15 protein-coding genes are annotated in these 17,393 nt (G+C 61.9%); all 15 read right to left on the minus strand.

Features of this window, described 5'->3' with window-relative positions; translation table 11 throughout:
* Window positions 1-96: 96 nt before the first annotated feature.
* The 15 genes from J3A64_RS09805 to J3A64_RS09875 all read right to left on the minus strand — a co-directional run bounded on the left by J3A64_RS09805 (window position 97) and on the right by J3A64_RS09875 (window position 17,352).
* Entirely contained in the window at window positions 97-795 is a 699-nt protein-coding gene (locus J3A64_RS09805; protein ID WP_011774424.1) for a DivIVA domain-containing protein, read from the minus strand.
* A 156-nt stretch (window positions 796-951) separates the two neighbouring features.
* The gene (locus tag J3A64_RS09810; protein ID WP_011774423.1) at window positions 952-1,239 is read right to left on the minus strand and encodes a YggT family protein; all 288 of its coding nucleotides are present in this window, start codon (window positions 1,237-1,239) and stop codon (window positions 952-954) included.
* A gap of 107 nt (window positions 1,240-1,346) precedes the next feature.
* Entirely contained in the window at window positions 1,347-1,883 is a 537-nt protein-coding gene (locus J3A64_RS09815; RefSeq protein WP_011774422.1) for a cell division protein SepF, read from the minus strand.
* An 86-nt stretch (window positions 1,884-1,969) separates the two neighbouring features.
* Window positions 1,970-2,728, minus strand: a complete 759-nt coding sequence (locus J3A64_RS09820; RefSeq protein ID WP_011774421.1) for a YggS family pyridoxal phosphate-dependent enzyme — start codon at window positions 2,726-2,728, stop codon at window positions 1,970-1,972.
* A complete protein-coding gene (locus tag J3A64_RS09825; RefSeq protein WP_014921367.1) occupies window positions 2,721-3,461 on the minus strand; it encodes a polyphenol oxidase family protein in 741 nt (246 codons plus the stop codon). The genes J3A64_RS09820 and J3A64_RS09825 overlap by 8 nt, the downstream gene beginning before the upstream one ends.
* 25 nt (window positions 3,462-3,486) lie before the next feature.
* Window positions 3,487-4,707 carry a cell division protein FtsZ gene (ftsZ, locus tag J3A64_RS09830; RefSeq protein WP_011774419.1) on the minus strand — a complete coding sequence of 407 codons (1,221 nt, stop codon included), beginning with the start codon at window positions 4,705-4,707 and terminating at the stop codon, window positions 3,487-3,489.
* 216 nt (window positions 4,708-4,923) lie between these two features.
* Window positions 4,924-5,844, minus strand: a complete 921-nt coding sequence (locus J3A64_RS09835) for an FtsQ-type POTRA domain-containing protein (RefSeq protein ID WP_011774418.1) — start codon at window positions 5,842-5,844, stop codon at window positions 4,924-4,926.
* Window positions 5,837-7,207, minus strand: a complete 1,371-nt coding sequence (gene murC, locus J3A64_RS09840) for a UDP-N-acetylmuramate--L-alanine ligase (RefSeq protein WP_210064210.1) — start codon at window positions 7,205-7,207, stop codon at window positions 5,837-5,839. Before murC ends, J3A64_RS09835 begins: the two co-directional genes overlap by 8 nt.
* On the minus strand, window positions 7,204-8,322 hold the full coding sequence (gene murG, locus J3A64_RS09845; RefSeq protein ID WP_210064211.1) for an undecaprenyldiphospho-muramoylpentapeptide beta-N-acetylglucosaminyltransferase: 1,119 nt from the start codon (window positions 8,320-8,322) through the stop codon (window positions 7,204-7,206). The genes murC and murG overlap by 4 nt, the downstream gene beginning before the upstream one ends.
* Before the next feature lie 6 nt (window positions 8,323-8,328).
* Window positions 8,329-9,630, minus strand: coding sequence for a putative lipid II flippase FtsW (ftsW, locus tag J3A64_RS09850; RefSeq protein ID WP_011774415.1), 1,302 nt, complete (start codon window positions 9,628-9,630; stop codon window positions 8,329-8,331).
* Between the two features lie 2 nt (window positions 9,631-9,632).
* Complete coding sequence (murD, locus tag J3A64_RS09855) at window positions 9,633-11,222, minus strand: UDP-N-acetylmuramoyl-L-alanine--D-glutamate ligase (RefSeq protein ID WP_210064212.1); 1,590 nt, start codon at window positions 11,220-11,222, stop codon at window positions 9,633-9,635.
* The gene (mraY, locus tag J3A64_RS09860; protein ID WP_011774413.1) at window positions 11,204-12,313 is read right to left on the minus strand and encodes a phospho-N-acetylmuramoyl-pentapeptide-transferase; all 1,110 of its coding nucleotides are present in this window, start codon (window positions 12,311-12,313) and stop codon (window positions 11,204-11,206) included. Before mraY ends, murD begins: the two co-directional genes overlap by 19 nt.
* The gene (gene murF / locus J3A64_RS09865; RefSeq protein WP_011774412.1) at window positions 12,310-13,800 is read right to left on the minus strand and encodes a UDP-N-acetylmuramoyl-tripeptide--D-alanyl-D-alanine ligase; all 1,491 of its coding nucleotides are present in this window, start codon (window positions 13,798-13,800) and stop codon (window positions 12,310-12,312) included. The genes mraY and murF overlap by 4 nt, the downstream gene beginning before the upstream one ends.
* A 6-nt stretch (window positions 13,801-13,806) precedes the next feature.
* On the minus strand, window positions 13,807-15,417 hold the full coding sequence (locus J3A64_RS09870; RefSeq protein ID WP_210066117.1) for a UDP-N-acetylmuramoyl-L-alanyl-D-glutamate--2,6-diaminopimelate ligase: 1,611 nt from the start codon (window positions 15,415-15,417) through the stop codon (window positions 13,807-13,809).
* A gap of 138 nt (window positions 15,418-15,555) precedes the next feature.
* Window positions 15,556-17,352 (minus strand): penicillin-binding protein 2, encoded by a 1,797-nt coding sequence (locus tag J3A64_RS09875; RefSeq protein ID WP_210064213.1) that lies wholly within the window; start codon window positions 17,350-17,352, stop codon window positions 15,556-15,558.
* Window positions 17,353-17,393 lie beyond the last annotated feature (41 nt).

The raw sequence follows: 17,393 nt of genomic DNA on the forward strand, positions 1-17,393 counted from the left end.
CAATTTCCAGCTGCCTTCAGTTTTTAGCTGATGTCAGCTTTAACAGCGAAAGCCGGCGGCCGAGGAGTCCTCAGCCACCGGCTTTCAGAATACTTGCTAAACGTCGGCCGTTGCTTCGCCAACCTCAGGGGCAGCGACGGAACCACGGGCGTCGAGGTCGCGGAGCTGACCTTCGATGTAGGCCTTCAGGCGTGAACGGTAGTCGCGCTCGAAGCCACGGAGCTGCTCAACCTTGCGCTCGAGAACGGAGCGCTGCTGCTCAAGGGCACCAAGGATCTTGCGGGACTTCTCCTGGGCGTCGTTGACGAGGCTGGAAGCCTCGATCTGAGCCTCGGCAATGATCTTTTCCTTCTGCTGCGCACCGTCGGAAACGTGCTTGTCGTGCATCTGCTGTGCCATCGCAAGCAGGCCCGCAGCGGACTCAGCGGAAGGGGTGACGCCGTTGCTTGCAGCGGGTGCCTTGGGAGCTGCAGCGGCAGCTGCAGCCTGCTCGGCTTCCTTCTTCTTGGCAGCTTCGGCGGCCTTGGCTTCGGCTTCAGCCTTTGCCTCGGCTTCCTTGTCAACCTTGACCGGGGCCGGAACCTTCTCGACAACAGGGGCCGCAGCCGTTGCTGCGGGAACAGCCGATCCGGCTTCGCCGAGCTTCTTGCGAAGTTCGTCGTTCTCCTGGTTCAAGCGGCGAAGTTCAACAACGATCTCGTCGAGGAAGTCATCAACCTCATCCTGGTCGTAGCCTTCGCGGAACTTGGTCGGCTGAAAGCGCTTGTTGACAACGTCTTCTGGCGTCAAAGCCATCTGGTCACCTCGTTGGTCTAGTTAGTCAGTAGGCCTTCCGGCCGTTCAAAACTACGGTACCTAAATATCATCTTGTTCCTCCAATTCAACACCATCGTGTTGATTTGGAGAATTTGCGGCCTATGGACCATCGGTGGCCCGGGTTCCGCGGAGCAGCTACGCCAAGCTGTTGGTTACTGCCATGGCAATGCTGACGGCAATAATCAGGATCAGGAAGCCCAGATCCAGGGATATTCCGCCCAGTTGGAGGGGTGGTATCAGTCTACGGAGCCGGCTGAGCGGAGGATCCGTTACGGAGTAGACCACATGAGCTGTAACCAACGCCACACCCCTGGGACGCCACTGGCGGGCGAACATCTGGACCCATTCGAAGATGAGCCGGATGATCAGGGCAATGAAGAACAGCAACAACACAATATAGATAAGGCCGAAAACAATGCCCACGAGTTAGCTCAGATCTCCCACTTGTTCCGGAATGCGGATCGGTCCCTACTATTGCAACACAGATGCCAGGCAGGTTGACCCGCCTGGCATCCGCGAAAAGACTGTTGTCAGCTCTGGTTGAAGAAACTGGCCTGCGTTTCGCTGGCCTTCTTGTCATCACCGATGACCTCAACATACGACGGCGACAGCAGGAAGACTTTGTTGGTCACCCTTTCGATGCTGCCGTGCAGGCCAAAAACAAGGCCGGCTGAGAAGTCCACGAGGCGCTTGGCATCAGCTTCACCCATATCGGTGACGTTCATGATGACTGGAATGCCATCCCTGAAGCTCTCACCGATGACCTTTGCATCATTGTATGAACGCGGGTGAACGGTGGTGATCTGCCTCAGGCCCGAGGCATCTTCGCGGCTGGACGCCGCACGCTTGATGGGTGTCACGGGTGCGCGGTATTCCTCTTCGGCATCAACAGTGGGCATTTCACGGACAACTTCCCGGACGGGAGCAGGCGCACGGCGCTCTTCCCGTTCCTGTGCCTGGGGGCGTTCTTCGTCGTGGTGCGTGGCGACGGACTGCTCAGATTCGTAGTGTTCATCGCCGTCGGCGAGCCCAAGATAGATCATTGTCTTGCGCAGAGCGCCAGCCATGGTGCACTCCTATCAGTTCTGCAGTAGGCGGGCCGCCATGACTTGACATTATTGGAACCCCGGCCCGTCATTCCAATACTTTGACGCTACCCCACGGCCGGACGGGAACCGAGAATATCGGAGCCAATTCTCAGGTGTGTCGCCCCGAACGTCACCGCAGCTTCCAAGTCCTGGCTCATCCCGGCAGAAATACCGGTTGCGGCGGGATGAACGGCACGCAGCGCCTCGGAAATTCCGGCAAGTTTCTCAAACGCCGCATTCGGATCAGCCCCCAGCGGAGCCACGGCCATCAGCCCGGACAACCGGAGCCCGTCTGCTGACTCAATTTTTTCTGCAAGTACCTCAACATCTGACGGGTCTGCACCGCCGCGGTGCGCCCCGGCGTCGTCGTCCAAACTGACTTGGATGAAACAGTCCAAATCGCTTCGCCCCGTGGCACCCTTTTCCCGCGCTATGGCTTTGACCAAAGCGTCAACAACCTGGGGGCGGTCTATCGACTGGACAGAGTGGGCATACTTGACGACGGACTTTGCCTTGTTGCTCTGTAGCTGGCCGATGAAGTGCCATCGGACGTCAACGTCGGCGAGCTCAACGCTCTTGGAAGCGGCTTCCTGGTCGCGGTTCTCGCCGACGTCCGTAACGCCGAGGGCAACCAGGCGGCGGACATCGGCCGCCGGGTGGAACTTGGTGACCACAATCAGCTTTGGCGGATCAGTTCGTCCTGCAGCGTGAACGGCTGCCTCTATCCGCCGGCGGACTAGTCCGAGCCGATCAGCAAGCTCGGCGCTACGGGCGTCGCCACCCGAATCCTGCCGCTGGTCATTGTCGTATCCAAGGCTAGTCATGCGTCCACACCAAACCTGCAAATCGACCGGTTCGGGAGTCCCGCCGGTATGAGAAAAGGGAGTCATTCTCCAGGGTGCACTCCCCCGAATACTCCACCGTGACATCCAGCGCGGCCATCTGGGCACGAACACCCGCGGGCAAGTCCAGGGCCGGCGTCCCCCACGACGTGGAGGACCATGTTTCGGGAACTTTGGCTGCGACGTCAGAACGTAGCTCTTCCGGTACCTCGTAACAGGATCCACAGATGGACGGCCCGAGCCAGGCACTGATATCCACAGCACCCCGGCGCCGCATTTCCGCCACGGTGGCTGGCACAACGGCCGAAGCAACACCGGGACGTCCGGCGTGGGCAACCGCTATGACCGGACTGTTATGGGCGCTTGTTCCAACGAGCACAACGGGGACACAATCAGCCACCATGACAGCCAGGGCTTGTGCGTTACGTCGGTTGGCTGAGGGCGATACCTCGGCAGCCGAGACCATGGCGTCGGCAGTGGGGCCGGGACCATGAGAAGCGATGAACTCAACATGGTTACCGTGGACCTGATCCATATATTGGAATTGCCCTGGATCAGCACGCTCGGAGTTCATCTCAATGGCATGTTCCAACCGGGCACGACGCGCCATCACATCCACGGGGTCATCCCCCACATGGAGAGCCAGGTTCCCGGCGCCTGCATCCGTGAAGGCTACAGAAACGCCGGGCCGTACTTCATTTCGCCACCAAAACACCTGGTACTGACTCTCCGAACGTGGCTTACTTCAGGAAGTCGGGAACGTCGAGGTCATCGGAGCGGCTGCCCGACAGATCGGGTTCAACCACTGCGGGGAGGTCGACGTCGAAGCCTGAGTCAGCGGGCAAGGCGGACGGACGCTGCTGGCCCCAGTTGCTCAAGCCTGCAGCACCGATACCTGCCGTAGCGTGCTGCGGTGCAGCAGCGCTGGACGGGGCACTGCTCGGTGCGGCAGGGCGGTCCGAAGGTACGGGGTTCTGCGCCGGACGGGACTGGTCCATGGACGGCGAGGTTGCCTTGACATCGTCAAAGCCTGCAGCGATGACGGTCACGCGGGCTTCATCACCCAAGGCGTCGTCAATAACGGCACCGAAAATGATGTTTGCCTCGGGGTGGGCCACTTCCTGCACAAGGCGGGCAGCCTCATTGATCTCGAACAATCCAAGATCCGAACCGCCCTGGATGGAAAGCAGGACACCATGGGCACCGTCGATCGAAGCCTCCAGGAGCGGTGAAGCGATGGCCAGTTCCGCAGCCTTGACCGCGCGGTCTTCACCGCGGGCGGAACCGATGCCCATGAGCGCCGATCCTGCGCCCTGCATGACTGACTTCACGTCAGCGAAGTCCAAGTTGATCAGGCCCGGAGTGGTGATGAGGTCGGTAATGCCCTGGACACCGGAAAGGAGCACCTGGTCCGCAGAACGGAAAGCGTCCAGGACAGAGACGTTGCGATCACTAATGGACAGGAGGCGATCGTTGGGGATCACGATCAGGGTGTCGACTTCGTCGCGGAGAGCGTCAATGCCAGCCTCGGCAGAGCCTGCACGGCGTCGGCCTTCGAAGGTGAACGGACGGGTCACGACGCCAATGGTCAGCGCACCGAGGGAGCGGGCGATGCGCGCGACCACGGGCGCGCCACCGGTTCCGGTGCCACCGCCCTCGCCTGCCGTAACGAAGACCATGTCAGCGCCGCGGAGAACTTCTTCGATCTCATCGGCGTGGTCCTCTGCGGCCTGCTTGCCGACCTCGGGGTTCGCCCCGGCGCCGAGGCCGCGGGTGAGCTCACGTCCGACGTCGAGCTTGACGTCGGCGTCGCTCATCAGCAGCGCCTGCGCGTCGGTGTTGATGGCGATGAACTCGACGCCCCGAAGGCCCACCTCGATCATGCGGTTGACTGCGTTCACGCCACCGCCGCCGATGCCGACGACCTTGATGACGGCCAAGTAATTCTGCGGTGCTGCCACGTTTCGTGCCCCTTGCTTGTGTCCTATAGCGAAACTGATCGAGTCCAACTTGAATCCTTGGACCTTAACCCTCTAGTTGAAGGTTATAGTTATGTCAAGTAACTCTACTGCGACGGTATTTCCTCTGGTTCCCACATGCAATCTCCGCTTGCGCGTGTCGTGTGATTGTCGCGAAATAAGGCCACCGCCGGCCGCAGGTTACGTTCTCAATGCTGCTTATTTTGTGAATGGATGCCGGGGAACACTGACATCGTAGACACTGACGGGAACCTTGGGGTCCACCGGCATCCTCAGGAGCGCTTCAAGTGCCTTCGCCTTCATTTCCCTGTCCTCGGCATTGCCCCACACTACCGTCTTTCCGTCCACCAGTTTCAGTTCAACTGCATCCGCGGATGCTGCGGATGCAGTGGACATCCTGGCCAGGATATCCGCGGGCAAGGTGTCCAACACAGCAGCAATCGCCTTGAACAACTCCGTGTTGGTTGTGCCGACGCCGGCGTCGATCAACGGCAGCGCTACGGCGGTCAAGTCCTTGGTCGCACCGAGCTGCACGCCGTCCACATCCACCATCACGTACGAGTCCCCCTGTTTCAGCAGGGCCACCGGGACGCGCTCATCCACATGCACCAGCAACTCCGACGGCGGCCGTGCTTCCATGGTGGCCGAACGGACCTGGACCAATGGTTTCAGGAGCTCGTTGATTTCTTGCTCGCCAACCTGTGGCAACGGCTTGCCTTCGAGGCCGGATAGGGCCTTCTGCACCGCATCAGGCGTCAGCAAGGAAGTGCCGTCCACCGTGATGGTCCGAACTGCGAGCACAGGCGAGAAGACCGCCCCTGCAATCAGTACACCCACCACAACGGCCACAATCGAGAGCGTCCACAGCACGAGTCGTCGCTGACGGCGTTTCTTCGGCTCAGGAAAAGCAATGACGTTATCCGGCGACAATTCCTTGCCGGTCTTGGAGGCACCGCCTGTGCGCTTGCCATTGGCTGCCGCTTTCTCAGAGGTCTTGGCTTCAGGCTCAACGGAACGCTGTGCACTGATGACCTCCGGGGAGTCACCCCCGGGACGGGCGTCTTTGCTTTGCCGCGGCTCCGTTCCCGCTTTGAAGGTGGGCTTGCGGGTGCTAGCCACCCAACGCCTCCACGATCACTGGACCGTAGGCAGTGACGTCTCCTGCACCGACCGTCAGGACGACGTCGCCTTCGCTTGCGACGGCTGCCACGGCATCAACGGCCTCGTCTGCCGAAACCAGCCGTCCGTTCACCAAATGGTCGGTAATCAACGTGCTTGTCACACCCGGAATGGGGTCCTCGCGGGCGGGATAGATGTCCAGGACCAATGCGGTGTCCGCCAAGTCCAGTGCGGCGGCAAACTCCTGGGAGAACTCACGGGTGCGCGAAAACAGATGCGGCTGGAAGAGGACGTGCACCTTGTTGTCCCCGGCCACAGAACGGGCCGCGGACAAAGCTGCACGGACCTCCGTGGGATGGTGTGCGTAATCATCGTAGACCCGCACTCCCCTGCCCCGGCCTTTGAGCTCAAATCGCCGCGACGCACCGGTGAAGTGGCCCAGTGCTGCTGCTGCAGCGCCGGGTTCCACACCGAGTTCGACGGCGACGGCGAACGCAGCTGCCGCGTTCAAGGCGTTGTGCCGCCCAGGTACCTGCAGTTCGAGTTTGTGGACGTCACCGTCAAGGGCAACCGAAACGTCGCCCGGGCCGCCGTCGTGAAGCCGGATGTCCGCGTCGTCGGACGTTCCATACGTCAGCACGCGTGTGGTCCCCTTGGACGCTGTACGATCCGCCAAGGCCCGGGCGCCGGTGTCGTCGGAACACGCCAGCAGAACACCCTGGGCGGGCAACAGCGCCGCAAAGTCATCGAAGGACGCGAACACGGCCTCCGGCGTCCCGTAGTGATCCAAGTGGTCGGCCTCGACATTGGTGACCACGGCAATCAATGGCCTGTAGTTGAGGAACGAACCATCCGATTCATCGGCCTCTGCCACGAAAATGTCGGAGGACCCGTGTGCTGCATTGACGCCGAGTGCCGGAACATTCGCGCCGATCGCGAAGGAGGGATCCAAGCCGGCTTCCTTGAGGAGCACCGCAACCATCGACGTGGTAGTGGATTTGCCATGGGTACCCGCCACGGTGACCACCCGGTACCCGGCCATAGTGGCGGCCAGAGCTTCCGAACGGTGAAGTACGGGCAACCCGGCCTCGCGGGCCGCCACCAGCTCCGGGTTATCCGCGCGGATGGCTGAGCCGGCAACGATCGTCTGCGCGTCCCCCAGGTTTCCTGCGTCGTAGCCCACGGCAATGCGTGCGCCTGCCGAGGAAAGGTCACGCATGACCGGCAAATCCTTGACGTCCGACCCGCTGACCGGAACACCCCGCGACACCATGATGCGTGCGACCGCGGACATGCCCACTCCGCCGATTCCGATGAAGTGAACGCGCCCGAGGGACTCGAGTCCGGCGATGCTGGTGGTCATGCGGATACCGCTTCCAAGACAAGATCAGCCATGCGCTGATCGGCGTTTCTGATTCCAAGGGCCTCGGATTTCCGGGCCATTTCGTTGAGCCTGCTGCGGTCAGTCAGAAGCGGAATCAATTCGCTCCTAAGCCATTCCGGACTGAGGTCTTTGTCATCCACCATCAAGGCGCCACCGGCCGCAACCAAGGGAGCGGCGTTCAGTGCCTGCTCTCCGTTGCCGATGGGCAACGGCACGAACACTGCGGGGACTCCCACCGCCGCTACCTCGCTGACGGTGCCGGCACCGGCACGGGCGAGGAGGACATCGGCAGCTGCGTAAACGTTCTCCATGCCATCCACGTACTCAACCTGCCGATAGCCGTCAGCGGTGAGAAGGCCGCCGTCGTCATCCTTGACGGCCTTGCCGTTGCCCGTGATGTGCAGCGTCTGCACGCCGGCCGCCGCCAACGCGGGGAGGGCTGCAGTGATGGCACGGTTGATGCTTAATGCTCCCGAGGATCCGCCGGTGACGATCAGGGCAGGGCGCTGTGCGTCCAAGCCGAGCGCAGCCCTAGCCGCAGGCGCAGCGACCGCCCGGTCCAGTCCCGAGATGGCCCGGCGCATGGGCATGCCGACATGGCGTGCACCCCGCAACCGGGTACCGGCAAATGCCACGGCAACATGGTTACTGAACCGGGCGCCAACGCGATTGGCCAGGCCGGCTTTCATGTTGGCCTCATGGATGACGATGGGAATCCGGAGTTTCCGGGCAGCAAGGTACATCGGCGTACAGACGTAACCACCCACCCCCACCAGAACGTCCGCGCGGGCTTCCTCCAGGATGCGCCGCGCCTGCCGGACCGCGCCGCTCAGACGGGCCGGCAACTTAACGAGATCCGCTGAAGGCCTCCGCGGAAACGGAACACGGTCAATGGTGGCGAGCTCGTACCCGGCTGCGGGGACCAGCCGGGTTTCCATGCCCGACGGCGTACCAACAGCAAGGATGGCAGCCTCCGGACGCTTTTCCCTGATGGCATCGGCAATGGCCAGCAGAGGGCTGACGTGGCCGGCAGTTCCGCCGCCGGCAAGGACGACGGACAAAGGCTTGGATGCGTTGGCGGAATCAAAAGTCATGAAGTGCTAGGTACGCTTTCGTGCGGTCTTGGATATGAGGCGCGGCAGGAATCCTGAACGTTGCTGCGCTGGCAATTGGCCGCGGGCCAAAGACAACACTACGCCCACGCCGCAGAGTGACATGATCAGCGCGGAGCCACCATAGGAGATGAAAGGCAGCGGCACCCCCACCACGGGAAGGAGCTGAGTCACCACGGCCATATTCATACTGGCCTGGCCCAGCAACCACACCATGATTCCGCCCGCAAGAGTGCGCTGGAAAGGATCAGTCTGCCGGACCACTACACGGAAAATGGCAATGCCCAGAATCGCGAACAGGACCAGCACCACGATGGTTCCCACGAGGCCGAGCTCCTCGCCGATAATGGCGAAAATGAAGTCGTTGTGTGCTTCCGGCAGCCAGTTGTATTTCTGTCGGCTTTGACCAAGGCCCAGTCCCGTCCAGCTTCCTTGGGCGAGACCGTACATGCCGTTGGTGGATTGGAAATCGAAGTCGAACTGCTCGGTGCACTGCTGCGAGGCGGTACCCAACCAGGACGTGATGCGACAGATCCGGTTTTGGCTGCTGATGGTGCCCAGGACAGCGCCGAGGGCACCCACAGCGCCGGCGATGGCCAGCATCCGGCCCGGTACGCCGGCGAAATAGAGCCCGGCTGCGGTGATCGCCGCGATGACTATGACTGTTCCGAGGTCGTTGCCCAACATCACCAACGCGATAACCAGGCCAGCGCCGGGAACCACGGGAATGATGACGTGCATCCACCGATGAAGGAGTTTCTGCTTCCGCGCCAGGACGGCGGCGATCCAGACACAGAGGATCAGCTTGGCCATCTCTGACGGCTGAAGGGTGATTCCACCGATGTCGATCCAGTTCTTGTTGCCGTTCACCGTGTTGCCCATGATCTGCACCAAGGCAAGAAGGGCAATCACGGCTCCCAGCGCCCACCAAGACAATCTCTTCATCCAGTTCACGTTGGTCCGCGAGATGACATACATCGCAATGAGCCCAACGACGCCGAAGACCGCCTGCTTGAGGGCGTCAGCATAAGGCGACTTACCCTCGGAGATGGCTTCAACGCTGGAGGCGGACAACACCATCATGATGCCGATGGCTGTCAACGCCAGGGCACAGCCGAGGATCAGGTAATACGTGGAGCTGTTGGGGGCTTTGCCTTTGCCTTCGAGGCTCTCCCAGAAGCTGCGCAGGTGCCCGCGGAGCCCTTTGGGCCGGCTGCCGTCATCGGACGCGGCCTTGGGTTTCCCGTCCCGGGGTTCTTTGCCGCGGGTGCGGGTGGGCGTGCTGACCATTGTTACTCCTCGGTGGTCGTTGCCTGCCCTTCCACAAGCTCGCGAACTGCCAGGACGAAAGCGTCGCCACGGTGAGCGTAGGAAGAGAACTGATCCATGGATGCAGCCGCCGGTGCCATCAGCACAGTGTCGCCGGGCGTTGCCACGGCGGCCGCCGATGCCACGGCCTGAGCCATGACGGTCTCACCATAGATTGGCGAAGCGGCGTCTCCGGCTGCGGTCTGCACTCCTTCAGTGTCGCCCTTGGGGGGCGCTATCACCGGGACATCCGGAGCGTGTCGCTGGAGGGAGCCCTCCAGGGCTTCGGTGTCGGTGCCAATGAGCACAACAGCTTTCAGCCTTGGGGCGTGCTCCTTGACCAGGTCGTCGTAATTGACGCCCTTGGAGAGTCCGCCGGCGATCCACACAACCTTCTGAAAAGCCGAGAGTGCAGCGGAGGCCGCGTGCGGGTTGGTGGCCTTGGAATCGTTGATCCACAGGACATCGTTATGGTTGGCCACCAGCTGGATCCGGTGGGCGCCTGGCAAGTAGTTGACCAGGCCCTGTTTTACCGCCGCCGGCTCGATTCCATAGGCGCGGACCAAGGCTGCCGCCGCAAGGGCATTGGCTACCATATGGCGGGGCGCAACCGGCCCTAGATCCGTCATCGCGGCAAGTTCTGCCGCAGAGTCCTTGCGCTCGGCAATGAACGCCCGGTCAACGAGCAGACCGTCCACCACGCCCAGCATGCTGACGGCCGGAGTGTTGGTGGTAAATCCGATGGCCCGGCACCCCTCCACGACGTCGGCGTTCTCCACCATTCGTTCAGTTTCGAATTGCTCGGCGTTGTAGATCGCGGCCTTTTGGGTGTTCTCATACACCTTGGCCTTGTCTGCGAGGTACGAGGCATAGGAGCCGTGCCAGTCGACGTGGTCCTCGGCAACATTCAGGCACACACTTGCCACGGGAGACAACGAGTGGCTCCAGTGCAGCTGGAAGCTGGAGAGCTCAACTGCAAAGGCGTCGTAGTCCACAGGATCCCGTAGGGCGTCGAGAATAGGGGTGCCGACGTTTCCCACTGCGATCGCTTTGAGCCCGGCAGCCTGAAGCATGGATTCAGCCATACCCACTGTTGTGGTCTTGCCGTTGGTGCCGGTGATCGTCAGCCAATCGGCGGTCTTGCGCCCTGCACGCTCCCTGAGTCGCCATGCGAGCTCCACGTCTCCCCAGACGGCGATGTGCTTCCGCTTCGCAGCGGCAAGCAGTGCTTGGTCGGGGCGCCACCCAGGCGACGTCACCACAAGCTCGGGCAAGGAACCGTCGATCAAAGGAAGTGCCTTCACGGCTTCTTCACCCAACAGCACATCCACGGCACCCACGATTTTCAGGGTGTCGGCCTGGGCTTCGGCCTTTGCAGTGGTGGCGGCGTCAACCACCACCACCTTTGCGCCGAGTTCGATGAGCGTGTCCGCAGCTGAGAAGCCGGACACACCGATGCCGGTCACTACGACGCGCAGACCCGTCCAGTCAGCATCCCAGCTGGTGAGTTCGTTAAGCCTGTCGGCGTTCGACGGCGTCGATTCCGGGCTTTCGTTCACAGCAGCACCACCCATTCAGCATAGAAAATTCCCAGTCCGGCGGCCACGAAGAGCCCTGCGAGTATCCAGAACCGGACCACTACAGTGACTTCGTCCCAGCCCTTTAGTTCAAAGTGGTGTTGCAAGGGAGCCATTTTGAAAACACGTTTGCCGCCGCTGAGCTTGAAGAAGCCCACTTGGATGATGACGGACAGGGTGATCAGCACAAAGAGGCCACCAATGAAGGCAAGCAGGAGTTCGGTGCGCGACAGGATGGCGAAAGCCGCAACGGCACCACCAATGGCCAACGATCCCGTGTCCCCCATGAAGATCTTGGCGGGGGACGTATTCCACCACAGGAAGCCCACCAGGGCGGCACTGAGAATCGCCGCAAGCAGGGCAAGGTCCATGGGGTCGCGCACTTGGTAGCAACCGCTGCCGGCTTCCCGTGGTGATCCGCAGGCCTGGTTGTTCTGCCAGATCCCCATGATGGTGTACGCGCCGAAGACCATAATGGATGCTCCTGCAGCCAACCCGTCCAGGCCATCGGTCAGATTAACGCCGTTGGTGGCGGCGGTGATGATCAAGTTGGACCACAGAACAAACAGGATGGCGCCCACCACGGTCCCGCCGAAGGCGAGGTCCAACCAGGGAATATCGCGCACCAGGGAAATCTGGGTAGAGGCAGGACGCAGACCATCCTCGTTGGGGAACTGGAGGACCAGGACCGCAAAGATGATGCCAACGGCTGCCTGGAGGATCAGCTTGGCGCGTGCATTGAGGCCGAGGCTTCGCTTGTTGGAGATCTTGATGAAGTCATCGAGGAAGCCTACAAATCCCATGCCAACCATGAGGAACAGCAACAGCAGCCCGGATGCCGAGGGACCGGCTGAGTCCGGGTTCATCATCCACATGATCAGGTGCGTTACGAAGTAGCTGATGAGCACGGCGGCCACCACCACGGTTCCGCCCATGGTGGGAGTGCCCCGCTTGGTGTGGTGGGACGTCGGTCCGTCGTCCCGGATGAATTGTCCGTAGCTCTTGGCCACGAGGAACCTGATGAACAGGGGCGTCCCTATCAGGGCCACCAGAAGGGCGACGCCGGCGCCGATCAAAAGTGCAATCACAGCAGCTCGTTCCCTTCGCTTGCGGCAGCTTCAGCCGCGTTTTCTCCGGTGGGCTCGGCCCGTGGAGGTAATGCTATCCGATCACCCAAATGCCTTAGTCCCACACCGTTGGAGGACTTGAAGAGCACCAGGTCACCGGGTTCAAGCTCACGTTGAAGCAGCTCGTAGGCTTCTTCCACGGTCTCCGTGAACGAACATTCGTCACCCCAGGAACCTTCCTGGATGGCGGAGATGTAGAGGGCACGGGCTTCGCGCCCCACCACTACCAGCCTGGAAATGTTCAGCCGCACCACTTGCGTTCCTACGGCGGTGTGCTCGCGGATGGAGTCCTCCCCCAGCTCGAGCATGGCTCCCAGAACGGCCCAGGTCCTTCTGCCTTGTCCAAGGTCAGCCAGCGAACGCAGGGCAGCCCGCATCGATTCCGGGTTGGCGTTGTAAGCGTCGTTGATGATGGTGACGCCGTCTGCACGTTCGGTCCGCTCCATCCGCCAGCGGCTGGCTGCCGATTGGGAGCTGAGCGAGGTTGCAATGTCGGCGGCCGGGATGCCGGCGGCGAACGCGGCGGCCGCTGCGGCCAGAAGATTAGTGACGTGGTGGCCGCCGATCAGGCGGCTTCGCACCTCAACGGCCGGGCCGCCGTCGGGCAGTACCAGATCGAAGTCAGGGAAGCCTTGCCCGTTGACTACAACGTTCCGCGCTTCCACTTCTTCGGTGGTGGCGGGCGAAGACGTGAAGCCCAGAACCTTGGCTTTGGTACGGGCGCGCATGGCAGCAACCCGGCCGTCGTCGAGGTTGATCACGGCTGTGCCGTGCTCGCTCAGGGCTTCCACCAACTCGCCCTTGGTCTTGGCGATGTTCTCCACGCCACCGAACTCGCCGGCGTGGGCCGTACCAACCACAAGGACTACGCCAATATCCGGCTTGACCATCTCTGCCAGGTACTTGATATGGCCCAGGCCGGTAGCGCCCATCTCGATCACCAGGAAGCGCGTGGTGGCGTCAGCGGCGAAGACCGTCAGCGGGACGCCCACCTCACCGTTGTAGGACCCCTGCGGGGCCACTGTGGCTCCGGCGGTGGACAGGACACCGGCAAGGAGGTCCTTGGTGGTGGTCTTGCCCGCTGATCCTGTGATGCCTATGACCGTAAAGTCCTCGCCACGGCTCGCACGCTCAGCACGAATGCGGCGGACGGACTCTGCTGCCAGGGCACCCATGGCCAACACAGCATCCTCCACCACGACGGCGGGAAAGGGGCGGCCGTCGGCATCGGTCACTTCGCGTTCGCCGAGAACCAGGACGGCGCCGCGTTCGAAAGCGGCGTCGACGAAGTCGTGGCCGTCGGCGTGCTCGCCGGGCTTGGCCACATAGAGGGAACCGTGCGTCGATTCCCGCGAATCAGTGACGACGGAAGTGGGCACGATGTCCGGATCTCCGGTCAGGCGGCCATGGGTGATGTCGGCGATCTCCGCCGCAGTAAGTGCAATCATCTCGGTTTAGGACTCTATCCGCTGGTCCGCTGAAACGCTGAATCCCTTGGATGTCAAGGCGGCCCGCAACTCCACCCTGTCGTCCAGGGCCAGGTTCACTCCCTTGACCTCTTGCCACACCTCATGTCCACGCCCGGCGATCAGGATGGTGTCCTTGCCGGTTGCCATGTCGACGGCCAATTTAATGGCGGCATCCCTCGGGTAGGACTCGATGATTTCGCTGTTCAGATTCTCTGAATCCCGGGCCGCATGGGCGCCTTGGAGGACCTCAGCCCGGATTGCTGCAGCGTCTTCGTCGTGGGGATCGTCATCGCTGATGATCACGACGTCTGCGAGGCGGGCAGCGATGGCTCCCATGGTGGGGCGCTTGCCTTGGTCGCGTTGGCCTGTTGCGCCGAAGACCACGATGACGCGGGACCCCTCCCGGGGTGAGCGAACGGCTTCCAAGGCACGGGACAAGGCGTCAGGGTTGTGGGCAAAATCAACAACGGAGGCAGGCTCAGTAGAGATGAGCTGCATTCGTCCGGGCACTGACACTGTGAAGGGATCGTGCGCATCCAAGGCAGCCTGGAGCGTGTGTTCGTCCACACCGGATGCAAGGACCATCACTGTGGCCAGGGCCGCGTTGGCCACATTGAAGTCTCCCGGGAGGCCGGTGTGGACGCGCAGGGTTCGTCCGTCAGCGTGCTTGAGTTCGAATTCCGAGCCCAGTCCGCGCGCCGTGATGGACGCAACCTTCCAGTCGGTGCTGGAGCTGCTTCCATCAACAGGCTTGGTGGAGAGTGTGGTGACCGGAATATCGGCTGTCTCAGCCAGCTGGCGTCCCCAGTCGTCGTCCACCGTGACCACAGCGTGCCTGGCCCTTCCAGCTGTGAAGAGCTCAGCCTTGGTGCGGAAGTACTCGTCCATACTTCCGTGCAGGTCCAGATGATCCTGGGTGAGGTTGGTAAAACCGGCGACGTCGAACATCACTCCGTCCACGCGGTGGTAGGAGATGGCGTGGGACGAGACCTCCATGGATGCCGCGTCCAGGCCTCGTTCGCGCATCAAGGCCAGCAGTGCATGGACGTCGGTGGATTCCGGCGTGGTCAGGAGGCTGGGGATCGGCTCGCCTCCTGCAACGATTTCGATGGTTCCGATGAGGCCGGGCTTCTTCTCCAAGGCACGCAGCAAGGAGTTGATGAAGTAGGTGGTGGTGGTCTTGCCGTTGGTACCGGTGACGCCGTACAGCGTCGGGAAGCCACCATCCGCAGGCTGGCTGCGATAGATCAGTGCGGCAAGACGTCCGACGGCGGTCCGCGGCTCAGGGACGATAAGTACCGGCACAGGCTGCTCGCCTGCCAGCGCAAGCTGGCGGGCCCCGGCGTCGTCCGTGACAACCGCAACCGCCCCGGCCTCGACTGCCTGGGGAACGAAGTCGGCACCATGACGGGAGGCTCCCGGCAAAGCCATGTAGAGGTCGCCCGTTTCGACGGCCCTGGAGTTCAGGGTAATCCCCGTCACTCCCCTGTCCTGGCTGGCGTCCGGAGCGGCAACACCGAGTGCGTCCGCGATGGTTGCCAACGGCACCGCGGCCACGGATGCGGGACGAAAGCCTGTTTGGCCGGCATCCGGCATCGTGGCGTTGATAGCTGCCTCATTGTGCTCTGACACGTGGTTCTCCGTTGGTGCTCGTGGAACGACCGGCTTGGGGCCAGCGGCGCCCGGGCCGTTAGTGGTTGATCGATTTTTGGCCGAAACAGACGCCCAAGAAGCTTACTTGACGAACTGGGGCAACCGCGCGGGCGTGCCGGTGGACGGCGCCACGTTGTAGGTCCGGAGGACCTGTGACATCACGGAACGGAACACGGGACCGTTCGTGACGCCGTAGATGTTTCCCTTGGGGCGCTGAAGGACTACTTCCACGATGAACCGGGGGTCATCCATGGGTGCCATGCCCACCATCGAGGCAGTGAAGCCGTCAAATCCAGGGAGCCCGTCCTCGCGGGGCGCCTGGGACGTTCCCGTCTTGGCTCCGACACGGTAGCCGTCAATGGCTGCGTCCTTGATCTGGCCCTCAGTCACGGCGCTTTCCAGGATGTCCCGGACCTGCTGGGCTGTTTCCTTGGATACCACTTGGCGGGAGTCCTTGGCCGGAACCTTTTGCTCCTCGCCCTCCGGAGTGATGTAGCTGTCAATGAGCCTGGGCTGCAGCATCACGCCATCGTTGGCAATGCTTTGGAAGGCGCGCACAGTCTGGAGTGTTGATTGCGAGACGCCTTGCCCGAACAGCACGGTGTACTGCTGGCGGTCGTCCCACTGCTCGGGCTTGGCCAGGATGCCCGTGGCTTCAGCCGGCAGGCCAATGTCCGTCTGCTCGCCGATGCCAAACTTCTTCAGCCAGTCGTACCGCTGTTCTTTGGTGAGTCGGCTGCCTGCCATCACGGTTCCGGTGTTCATGGACCACCCAAGGATGCCGGCAAGGGTGCGCTCTTCAGTGCCGTGCTCGAACGCGTCAGTGAACGTCTGCCCATCGATGGTGTAGGCCGCTGGGGTGGTGAAGTGATCCAAGGGGAACGATTTCCCCTCCTCGATCACGGCTGCGGCGGTAATCATCTTCTGCACGGAACCGGGTTCGTAGGCGGCTGTCACTGATCTGACGCCGCGATCCTTGGCATCCACTTTCCCGGGATCATTGGGGTCCGGGGCATTGGTGTCCGCCAGGGCGATGAGGTTGCCCGTCTTGGTGTCGATCACAATGATGGAACCCCACTCGGCGTTCATCTTGTTCACTTGGCTCTGGATGGCCTGCTGCGCAAAGTACTGGATGTCCGTGTTGATGGTCAGCTTGACGTCGCTGCCATCGACGGCCGGGGTGAGTTCATCTGTCGCCACCGGAATCCTGAGGCCGTCGGCACCGATCTCAAAGACGCGTTTACCTTCGACACCCCGAAGAATCTCGTCCTGGGTTTGCTCGATGCCGGCCTGTCCGTTGGTTCCGTCCTTGAGGAAACCAACCACCCCGCCGGCAACGCTGCCGTTGGGATAGACGCGCTTGCTGACACCTTCTGCGCTAAGGCCCGGGATATAGAGCTTGGAGATCCGGTCCTCCAGTTCCGGCTTAACGTCCTTTGCCACCATGAAGTACTGCTTATCTCCGGTCAGTGACTCACGGATAGTGCTTTCGTCCACCCCCAGAAGCCCGGCCAGGTCGGATATCCCTTGATCACGGGTTATCTCGTCCAGCTTTTCGGTCTTCTCATTGAAGCGGTGAAAAGTTTCCGTGCTCGTATTCACGGTTTGGTCCACCACGATGTTGTATCGGATCACGCTGCTGGCCAGCACCGTGCCGTTGGCATCGACGATCTGCCCCCGCTCGGCAGGGAGCACCTGCGGCGTGAGCCGGCTCGCCAAGGCAGCTTCAGCCATCCCGCCCATATCCAGGCCCTGGACCATGAACAGCTTGCCGCCCACCACCAGAAGCAAGGTCAGCATGATGCCGAGGCCAACGCGCAAACGTTTTCTTGCCGCCGGCGTCTTCGTTTTATTCGATGTGCCGGGGTTCTTTGCCACGTTGAATCCTTGCTGCTGGCCTTGCTTCGGTGGACGGACTG

The organism is Pseudarthrobacter sp. PvP004, from assembly GCF_017876035.1.
Lineage (GTDB): Bacteria > Actinomycetota > Actinomycetes > Actinomycetales > Micrococcaceae > Arthrobacter > Arthrobacter aurescens_A.